Genomic DNA, 8,911 nt, shown 5'->3' on the forward strand with positions numbered 1-8,911 from the left:
GGCTACGGCGCCGGGAGTGTTGCCTGGACCGCACATCCTGTGCCCACTTGAGCACGGAGCAAGACGGACGGGTCAGATAGTCCCGAAGAGCAGGATGGACGGCTTGGGCGGCGATGTGGGTTGGTGTTTCGTCTCAGGCATAGTGGTTCGCCTGCAGAACCTGCGGAAAGGTGTCCTGCGAAAAACTTTCGCGTCATGTCGGAATGTCATCCGATGAGACGTCTTCAAGACGGAGCAGCAAGAAGGTGCCCCTGAGCCGCTGCTCAACGCGGAGGCGACCGAGCGGTCACACCGACCAGAAACGAAGGAAGACATCATGCCGAACACCGTCCGCCTGCACCGCGTCATCGCCGCCAAGCCGGAGAAGGTCTATCGGGCGTTCCTCGAACCGGATGCTGTCGCGAGCTGGCTTCCGCCGTTCGGCTTCACCTGTGCGGTCCACGAACTGGAAGCCAGGGTGGGCGGGCGGCACAGGATGTCGTTCCGGAACTTCACCACCGGCGACAGCCATTCCTTCGGCGGCGAGTACCTGGAACTCGTCGCAGGTGAGCGGCTCGTTTACACGGACAGGTTCGACGACGCCAACCTGCCCGGCGAAATGAAGGTCGCCGTGACGTTGAAGGCCGTATCGGTCGGCACGGAAATGATCATCGAGCAGGAAAGCATTCCGGACGCGATACCGCGCGAAGCCTGCTACCTCGGCTGGCGCGAGAGCCTGCGGAAGCTGGCGAAGCTCTTGGAGCTTGAAATCTGCCAGTAGCGCGGCGAGGGGGTGCCTTGCCCCCAGATCCTCCAGACCATCTGCCCAGTGGACATGGAGGTCGTCCGCCTCTCGGCGACAAAGTCGAGGTCAGACGCTGATTGGGGATTGCAGTGCACGTGAACCTCTGTTGGACCTTCGCTCCTGTCTAGGCTGTCTCGGGAGTGGTCGGCATCGGCCTTGTTCGTAAGTGCGGCCTCATCAGTCAGCCAGCATGCTGAATGCCGCCTGCCGGTCGCCGGGCTTCATGCGCATGAACAGCGTCCGGGCCGTCTTGATGTCTCGGTCTAACCCGCTCTCCGCCGCCGCCTTGAGCGCGACGGTGGTCGGATGATTGGACCCACAGATGAAGGTGAGAGCCTTAGCGAGGCGCCCCATCGCGGCGCGGTCGATCTTGACGTCATTCATGCCGCGCACTCCGAATTTTGGCCGCCGGTGACAGATCGGGATCTACGTGGCAATCGGCACGTCCGCGGCGGCGTAGCGGGTCGATCCGGCGCACGCCAGCCCGCTGCTGCAGTTGATACTGCTCGCACCCGAGATCGTCGAGACGATGATAGATGGACGAAAAGTGCCGGACGTTACCCCGACCCGCCGTACAGGCCGTTCCGGATGGACTTGGAGCGGCGGCGCAGTCAACTGAGCAGAATGCTTGCCCTTCTGGCAAGTGGGCATAGTGTGGCAACCACACGAAACGCAGGATTCTGGAGGAAGCATGGCGAAGAAGCAGACTGCCGCGAAGGCGGGTGAGGCGGGCTCGAGCGAGAAGAAGGTGAACCCGGCGCTGATGAAGCCGCTTCAGCCGTCCAAGGAACTGGCAGCCGTCGTGGGTTCCGACCCGCTCCCGCGCCCGCAGGTCGTCAAGAAGCTCTGGGAGTATATCAAGAAGAACGATCTCCAGAACCCCGAGAATCGTCGGGAGATCAGGAGCGACGACAAACTGCGGGCCGTGTTCGGAAAGGACAAGGTCACGATGTTCGAGATGAACAAGTACGTGGCCCAGCACCTGAAATAGCGGCGGATCCGGCGGAGCTTTCGTGTGGCAATCGAGGGCAGAGTTTGGTGAGCGACGCCGCGTGATTCCCGCGCGACGCGCGCCTCGTGACCAGGTTGCGGCCTGAGGCGCACAGTTCTGCAGGCTTCGCGGCCCGATTCCGGCGGGATGCAGGAGGTTTGTTCAGGTGGTCGGCAGAGGCGGTCGAGCCGGCGTGTGATCGCGCGTGAAGGACGCGGCGGTGCGGCTCGGCGGTCCGCAGCCTGCTCCTCAAACCCGGCTGTCGGCCAAATGGCAGGCGACCTCGCGGCCATCGACGGTTCGCAGGATCCGAATCTCGATTCGGCATCGATCGATCGCCATCGGACAGCGGGGGTGGAACAAGCATCCGCTCGGCGGGCTCGTTGCGCTGGGGATTTCGCCTTGCACCGCCGTCCGCCTGCGCGGCAGTCCCGGTCGCGCCACCGGGACGGCGGCCAGGAGAGCCTCGGTGTAGGGATGCAGCGGACGGCCGTAGATCGTCTTCTTGTCGCCGATCTCGACGATGCGGCCGAGATACATGACCGCAACCCGGTCGGCGATGAACTTCACGATCCGCAGATCGTGCGAGACGAACACGTAGCTGAGGCCGCGGTCGCGCTGCAGGTTCACCACCTGTCCCTGCACGGATACGTCCAGCGCCGAGACCGGCTCGTCGCAGACGACCAGCGCAGGATCGAGCGCCAGCCCGCGGGCGATGCCCATGCGCTGGCGTTGTTCGCCCGGAAATTGGTGCGCCTAGCGCGTGCCGTGCGAGCAGACGAATCAGCAGGCGGCCGAGGGTCGATTTGCGCAGCCGCTTTCGCCGACCAGACCCAGGACCTCGCCGGGCATGACGGTGAGATCGACCCCGTCCACCGCCCGCACCGTCCCTACCCGGGTGAGGCCGAGCGCGCCGCCGAGAACCGGAAAATGCTTGATGAGCCCGCGGGCCTGCAGAAGCTCGTTATGCGGCGGCCTCCAGCGGGTGGATGCAGGCCACAGCGTGGTCCGCGCCGAGCGTCGCGAGTGGCGGGTCCGCGGAGCGGCAGGCTGCCGCGGCACGCGCGCATCGCGGCGCGAAGCGGCATCCGTTAGCAGTGCGGTGGGTGCCGGGACAGAACCCTCGATCACGGCCAGCCTCTCCCCGGCGCCATCGTCCGGGATGCAGTGCAGGAGCGCTGCCGAGTACGGATGCGCAGCGCGGCGGAACAGCGTGACGGTATCGGCCCGCTCGACGATGCGGCCTGATATATGACGACTACCCGGTGCGCCTGCTCGGCCACGATGCCGAGATCATGGGTGATAGACAGGATGCCCATCCCGAACTCGACCTGGAGGTCCGAGAGCAGATCCATGATCTGCGCTTGGATGGTGACGTCGAGCGCCGTCGTGGGTTCGTCGGCGATCAGCAGGGCGGGCTCGCAGTCGAGGACCGCCGCGATCATCACGCGTTGGCGCATGCCACCCGACATGCGGTGGGGATAGTCATCGTAGCGCTTCGCGGCGGAGGGAATGCCGACGCGATCGAGCAGGCCGATCGCCTGCGCGCGTGCCTCGCGGCGCGAGATGCGGCGATGCAGGCGCAGCGGTTCCGCGACGTGCGCGCCGATCGACATGGGCGGATTGAGCGACGACATCGGTTCCCGGAAGATCATGGCGATGCGGTCGCCGCGTACGGCCGCCATCTTGCTTCCGGCGAGGCGCGCCAAGTCGCGCCCTTGGAAGCGGATCGCACCGCGGGTCACGCGGCCCGGCGCTTCAGGATGGGACACCCGGCAGCATCTATGTGCAGCGCTTCGCCCCGAACGGCGACGCGGCCGGCGACGAATTTCTCGTCAATACGCACACGCCCGGCCTGCAGACGGCCCCTGCCGTCACCGTGCTGTCCGGCGGTAGCTTCGTCGTCACGTGGCAGTCGGAGGACCAGGACGGCAGCGTTGCCGGCATTTACGTCCAACGTTTCGCCGCCCTGCCTTACGCGGCCCCGATCGGCGACGGCTACGTCGGCACGGATGGGGACGATCCCGTTCCCGGCGATCGGGACCCTGGACGGCGTGGATGGTGGCGCTGGCGCCGACAGGCTGACCCTCACCGCGGCAGCAGTCGCGATGCGGCCTACCGACGACAGGTTTGCCCTCTAATTCGAACTCGACGGCATCGACGGCGCGCCGGCGGACGGCACGGCCGACCGGGTCCTGAACGCGCGGAACGTCGAAGAAGTCGAGATCCGGTCCGAGCGCGCGACGGTCAGCGGCGACTTTGCGCAGACCGGTCTGCGCTCGCTGTCCTATCTGGGCGGCGACGCAGCGGACACGCTCGACGCGAGCGGCCCCATGTCGTCCCTGCCGACCCATGCCCGCGGTTCCGGCGGCGCCGATGCGATGACCGGTGGCGCCGCTGTCGACACGGCCGACTATTCCGGCTCGACCGGTCGCGTGACGGTCAGCCTGATGTCGGGCAACGGCTGGCACGGCCATGCTTCAGGCGATTCGCTGATCGAAATGGAGAACGTCGTCGGCTCGGCGTTCGACGACTCTCTGAAGGGCACAACCGGTGTGAACCGCCTTCAGGGCGGTCCTGGAAACGACACGCTCGACGGTCAGGCCGGCGACGACGTGCTGAGAGGCACCGGTGGTGCCAACCGCGTCGAAGGAGGTGCCTGGGACGATCGCCTAGAAGGCCTCGGCGGCAACGATGTATTCGGGTTCGGCAACGACGTGATCGCCGACTTCGTCGCCGGTGCAGGAATCCAGGCACCGATCTCAAAAGGCGATGACCTTCCTCGTTCCGTCCTGCGGCACGTCCCTCTGCCGCTCGTCTGCTGTCCGATGCGGTACTGCCCTAGATATGGCGATCGGCCCGATCCGCGTCTTCCCGAAATATTCCGCAATGGATCAGCGGCACTTCGCCCCTTTTTTGCAAACCGACGCCGTGCGTCCCGGCAGATCTCCGCCGTTGACGTGGGGAGAGGGGCTGCCTTCCAACCCTCTCCAGGAACGTCCTACGGGCTATGCGTCCAATCCATCACTCTCTCAGTGCTCCTTCGTTCTTCCGACCTGAGCGGCAATCTCAGAGAATGAAACTGACTCCTCATGCGCGATCGCGCGGTTGGCAAGGCGCAGAAAGCGCAGAGGAAAGCGAATGGCATCTAAGTGCGCGGGGGAGAGTTTCTCTGTCCGATCTACACCCGGCGGGATGGCGTTTTCCGCCGAGGCGAGTGCAGATTCGAGTTCCGCTTCCGTCAGCAGGTTCTTCTTTTGTAACGCGCCTGCAATCGCCGCCAGCGCGAGATACAAGCCTTCCAACTGCAGGTTTGCCGTGTTCATTCCGTTCTCCTGATATCGGCAGGTGGCTCCCTCCGATCGCGGCGGGCTCGGGCGGCAGGCGCGCGGAGATCGGATCGCCTCCGACGAGAAGACAAAAGTCGCGGCCTCCCTTGGTTCCCTGTTCCGCTCGCCCACCGGCCTCCCTGCGCGCCTATCGCTGGTGAACCGAAGATTGTTCGCTGAGCGTGTGGACGAGAGAGCGGCCGGTTGTTCTGCGCATGCGGTCTTTGCGCCGCGCTCCGACAGCCCCGACGGCACGAGCACAGTGATGCCAGCGGGACCAAAGGGAACGGGGCGGCGATCATCCTGTTATCAAAAAAGATCGCCGTGATGGCGCCGAGGTGTGTCGCCGCGATGTCCGGCTGTCGCTGCCTGCGTACGTGCCTTTGGAGGATCCGATGAAGCGGTTCGTGAACCTACTCGCGACTCCGGTGCTTGCCGTCTTTCTGACTGCTGGATGTAGCGGCCAGCCGCAGTACACCCAGGAACAGCACTATGACTTGGTCGACTGCAGTCTCGTCGGATGGGGCTCGCGGTCGATGCCACGACAGGCGTGTCTCGATCAAGGCGGAGCGCCGCTTTGACGGGTTCCGGATGCGGGGCATCCGCATCAGGTCGCTGGCGGCAAGCGCTCCGCGAGCCGCCTGAGGGTTCGCAAGGTTTTCCATCGAGCAGAGACCGTTACCATGGCCCACGACAGCCGCTCATATTGGATCGACACCACGCCGCCCAGCAGCTACCGGAGCCTCCAGCAGGATGTGAAGGTCGACGTGGCGGTAATCGGCGCCGGCATCGTCGGCATCACGACAGCTTTCCTTCTCAAGCGCGCGGGTCTTTCGGTGGCGCTCGTCGAGGCCCGTCGCGCGGCGGAGCAGGTGAGCGGGCTCACCACGGCGAAGGTCACCTCGCTCCATGGCCTGATATATGCGGACCTCGTTCGCAACTTCGGAGAGGAGACGGCCGCCGCATATGGCCGGTCCAACGAGGCTGCGCTCGCGAAGATCGCCGGCCTCGTATCCGAACTGGGCATCGACTGCGGTTTCGAGCGTAGCCCGGCCTACACCTTCTGCATGGACGCGGCGAACCTGGACGCCGTGCGGGGTGAGGCCGACACGGCGCTGCGCCTCGGCCTTCCAGCATCCTTCGTGGACCAGTTGCCGGTGCCGTTCCCCTTCGCGGGCGCCGTTCGGTTCGACAATCAGGCGCAGTTCCATCCGCGCCTCTACCTGCTGCGATTGTTGCGCGAGATCGACGGCGGGGGCAGCCATGTCTTCGAGAACACGCGGGTGACCGACGTTCAGGAAGGACAGCCCTGCCGGGTCGAAACGCGTGCGGGGACGCTTCAAGCGGGCCGCGTGATCGTAGCGACGAACCTGCCGTTCCTGGACCGGGGAGGCTTCTTCGCGCTGGCCTATCCCTACGCCCATGTCGCGATGGCCGCTCTTGTCGAGCCCGAGAGCGTGGTGGAGGGGATGTTCATCAGCGTCGAAGAGCCCACGCGCTCCGTGCGCTTCCACAGCGGCCCGGACGGACCGGTGCTCATCGCCACGGGCGCGGGCTTCAAGACCGGCCACGGCAACCCGGAGGCCGCGGCTGCCGATCTGGAGGCATGGGTATCCCGGCACTTCCGCGTCCGCGCCGTCCACAGCCGCTGGAGCAATGAAGACTTCGTCTCCAAGGACCGCGTTCCCTTCATCGGCCGCATGCGATCCGCCAGCGACGCGCTCTGGACGGCCACAGCTTTCGGTGCCTGGGGGATGACCGGTGGCACGTTGGCCGGGATGATCCTGAGCGACCTCATCCGAGGCGAGCCGAACCCGTGGGCGTCGATTTACGATTCCACGCGTATCGCAGCGACCAAGGGCGCGAGCACCTTCCTCAGCGAAAATCTCGATGTCGCCAAGGAGTGGGTCGGCGGCCACCTCACACCCGGCGAACGTGCTGCCGCCGATCTGCGCCCTGGGGAAGGCGCGATCGTCACCGCCGCCTCCGGCAAGGTGGCGGCCTATTGCGACGAAAAGGGGAAGATGCACGCCGTGTCGGTCACCTGCACCCACATGGGATGCACCGTCGTCTGGAACGGCCTCTCGAAGGTGTGGGACTGCCCATGCCACGGCTCGCGCTTCGATATCGACGGGGAGGTCGTCTTCGGACCCGCCATAGATCCGCTGGCCCCCGCCAGCCTGTCCTGAGCCGCATGTCACGTGGCGACGCATCAGCGCGACCGCCGCGTGGCATCACGGCCAGCGCATGCGTTTTACCGATCCGGTGCCGAGGAACCCGATGGATAACAGCGCCACGGAAAGTGCGACGATCACCGACCGACCTCGCGCCGTGCCGCGGTCCGTCGGCGTCCAGAAGACCGAAGCGACGCCGGGCCGCCTGCCTCATGTCGTGATCGTGGGCGCCGGGTTCGCGGGCCTGGCGGCAGCGAAACGGCTGCGCGACGCACCGGTCCAGGTGACGGTGATCGACCGCCGCAACCACCATCTGTTCCAGCCGCTGCTGTACCAGGTGGCTACCGCCGCCTTGTCCCCGGCCGATATCGCGGCGCCTATCCGCGCCATGCTCCGCCCGCAACGCAATGCGGAGGTCCTGCTGGACGAGGTGATCGGCATCGACACGCAGGCGAGGCTCGTGCTGACGCGCGACAACGCCACCCAGCGCTACGATTACCTCGTGATTTGCACGGGGTCCCAGTACAGCTACTTCGGCCATCAGGAATGGGCACGGTTCGCGCCGAGCCTAAAATCCGTGGAAGACGCGACGGAGATCCGCCGCCGTATCCTCCTCGCGTTCGAGCGCGCCGAGACGACGTCCGACGAGGCTCTCCGCCGCCGTCTCCTGACGTTCGTCCTCGTCGGCGGCGGGCCCACGGGGGTCGAGATGGCAGGTGCGGTCGCCGAACTAGCCCGCGCGACCCTGGCCCGCGACTTCCGGCGCATAGCCCCCTCGTCGGCGCGCATTCTGCTGATCGAGGCGGGGCCTCGACTTCTCAGCGGGTTTCCGGAGAGGCTCGGGAAGTACGCAGTACACGCCCTTACGCGCATGGGGGTGGACGTGCGCCTGGAGACGCCGATCGAGCAGATCGATGCGGACGGCATCGTGGCGCGGGGCGAGCGTATGGAAAGTGCCACCGTGGTGTGGTGCGCGGGTGTCCGAGGGACGCCGGTGGGACAGTGGCTCGGCGTCCCCACGGAGCACAACGGGACTGTGCGCGTGACCCCGGAACTCTCGGTTCCGGGGCTGGAGCAGGTGTATGTCCTCGGCGATGCGGCCTCGGCCATGGGGGCGGACGACCGGCCGCTGCCCGGACTGGCCGCAGTCGCGGTGCAGCAGGGGGACTATCTCGGCCGGCTGATTGCCGCGAAGGCCCGCGCCACCTCACTTCCGCCACCCTTCCGCTATCGGAACTGGGGCACGATGGCGACCATCGGGCGATCCGCCGCCGTGGCGGATTTCGGGCAGATCCGCTTGACCGGATACGTTGCCTGGCTGCTGTGGGGACTGGTGCACATCTATCTGCTGATCGGCTTCCGCAACCGTACGGCGGTTTTCGTCAACTGGATCTGGTCGTGGCTCACCTACGGGCGCGGAGCCAGACTGATCACGGGACCGGTCAGGGAGGCGCATCCGCCTACGGAGGATGAGGCGATGTCGACTGAACGCGTTCAACCTACGAGCGGTGCCGGTTGAGGCGCAGCCGGCCCTCGTGCCGCCCGGCGCCGGCCCTGCCGGTTGCGTTACGCCCGGCCACGGCCAGGGGCCCAGCAATGGCGAAGCCGACGACGCCTGTCGCGCCGATGACCA

Annotated in this window: 9 protein-coding genes and 2 pseudogenes; 5 read left to right on the forward strand and 6 right to left on the reverse strand. The window is 66.2% G+C overall.

All coding sequences use genetic code 11. The features are described 5' to 3' along the window. Positions 1–316: 316 nt before the first annotated feature. Complete coding sequence (locus ABIE65_RS27540) at positions 317–760, forward strand: SRPBCC family protein (protein WP_354081958.1); 444 nt, start codon at positions 317–319, stop codon at positions 758–760. Between the two features lie 201 nt (positions 761–961). Here the strand turns inward: ABIE65_RS27540 and ABIE65_RS27545 are convergent, their stop codons facing one another. Further along, positions 962–1,168, reverse strand: a complete 207-nt coding sequence (locus ABIE65_RS27545; RefSeq protein ID WP_354081959.1) for a hypothetical protein — start codon at positions 1,166–1,168, stop codon at positions 962–964. Between the two features lie 307 nt (positions 1,169–1,475). Here ABIE65_RS27545 and ABIE65_RS27550 point away from each other — a divergent pair, with 307 nt between their 5' ends. Beyond that, a complete protein-coding gene (locus ABIE65_RS27550) occupies positions 1,476–1,775 on the forward strand; it encodes an SWIB/MDM2 domain-containing protein (protein ID WP_354081960.1) in 300 nt (99 codons plus the stop codon). 249 nt (positions 1,776–2,024) lie between these two features. Here the strand turns inward: ABIE65_RS27550 and ABIE65_RS27555 are convergent, their stop codons facing one another. The 4 genes and pseudogenes from ABIE65_RS27555 to ABIE65_RS27570 form a co-directional block, all read right to left on the reverse strand. Continuing rightward, positions 2,025–2,498, reverse strand: coding sequence for an oligopeptide/dipeptide ABC transporter ATP-binding protein (locus ABIE65_RS27555; protein WP_354081961.1), 474 nt, complete (start codon positions 2,496–2,498; stop codon positions 2,025–2,027). A gap of 60 nt (positions 2,499–2,558) precedes the next feature. Further along, the gene (locus ABIE65_RS27560) at positions 2,559–2,906 is read right to left on the reverse strand and encodes a hypothetical protein (RefSeq protein ID WP_354081962.1); all 348 of its coding nucleotides are present in this window, start codon (positions 2,904–2,906) and stop codon (positions 2,559–2,561) included. Positions 2,907–2,930: 24 nt separating this feature from the next. After that, positions 2,931–3,026: pseudogene (locus ABIE65_RS27565) on the reverse strand (hypothetical protein); the annotation flags it as partial. A gap of 146 nt (positions 3,027–3,172) precedes the next feature. Beyond that, positions 3,173–3,547: pseudogene (locus tag ABIE65_RS27570) on the reverse strand (ATP-binding cassette domain-containing protein); the annotation flags it as partial. 561 nt (positions 3,548–4,108) lie between these two features. On the opposite strand from ABIE65_RS27570, the gene ABIE65_RS27575 reads away from it, so the two are divergent. Then, the gene (locus ABIE65_RS27575; RefSeq protein ID WP_354081963.1) at positions 4,109–4,855 is read left to right on the forward strand and encodes a calcium-binding protein; all 747 of its coding nucleotides are present in this window, start codon (positions 4,109–4,111) and stop codon (positions 4,853–4,855) included. Here ABIE65_RS27575 and ABIE65_RS27580 read toward each other — a convergent pair. Next, on the reverse strand, positions 4,808–5,101 hold the full coding sequence (locus ABIE65_RS27580; protein ID WP_354081964.1) for a hypothetical protein: 294 nt from the start codon (positions 5,099–5,101) through the stop codon (positions 4,808–4,810). The genes ABIE65_RS27575 and ABIE65_RS27580 overlap by 48 nt on opposite strands. A gap of 686 nt (positions 5,102–5,787) precedes the next feature. Here ABIE65_RS27580 and ABIE65_RS27585 point away from each other — a divergent pair. Continuing rightward, the gene (locus ABIE65_RS27585; protein ID WP_354081965.1) at positions 5,788–7,293 is read left to right on the forward strand and encodes an FAD-dependent oxidoreductase; all 1,506 of its coding nucleotides are present in this window, start codon (positions 5,788–5,790) and stop codon (positions 7,291–7,293) included. A gap of 91 nt (positions 7,294–7,384) precedes the next feature. After that, the gene (locus ABIE65_RS27590; RefSeq protein ID WP_354081966.1) at positions 7,385–8,797 is read left to right on the forward strand and encodes an NAD(P)/FAD-dependent oxidoreductase; all 1,413 of its coding nucleotides are present in this window, start codon (positions 7,385–7,387) and stop codon (positions 8,795–8,797) included. Positions 8,798–8,911: the final 114 nt, after the last annotated feature.

Origin of the sequence: Constrictibacter sp. MBR-5, from assembly GCF_040549485.1 — a bacterium.
Lineage (GTDB): Bacteria > Pseudomonadota > Alphaproteobacteria > JAJUGE01 > JAJUGE01 > Constrictibacter.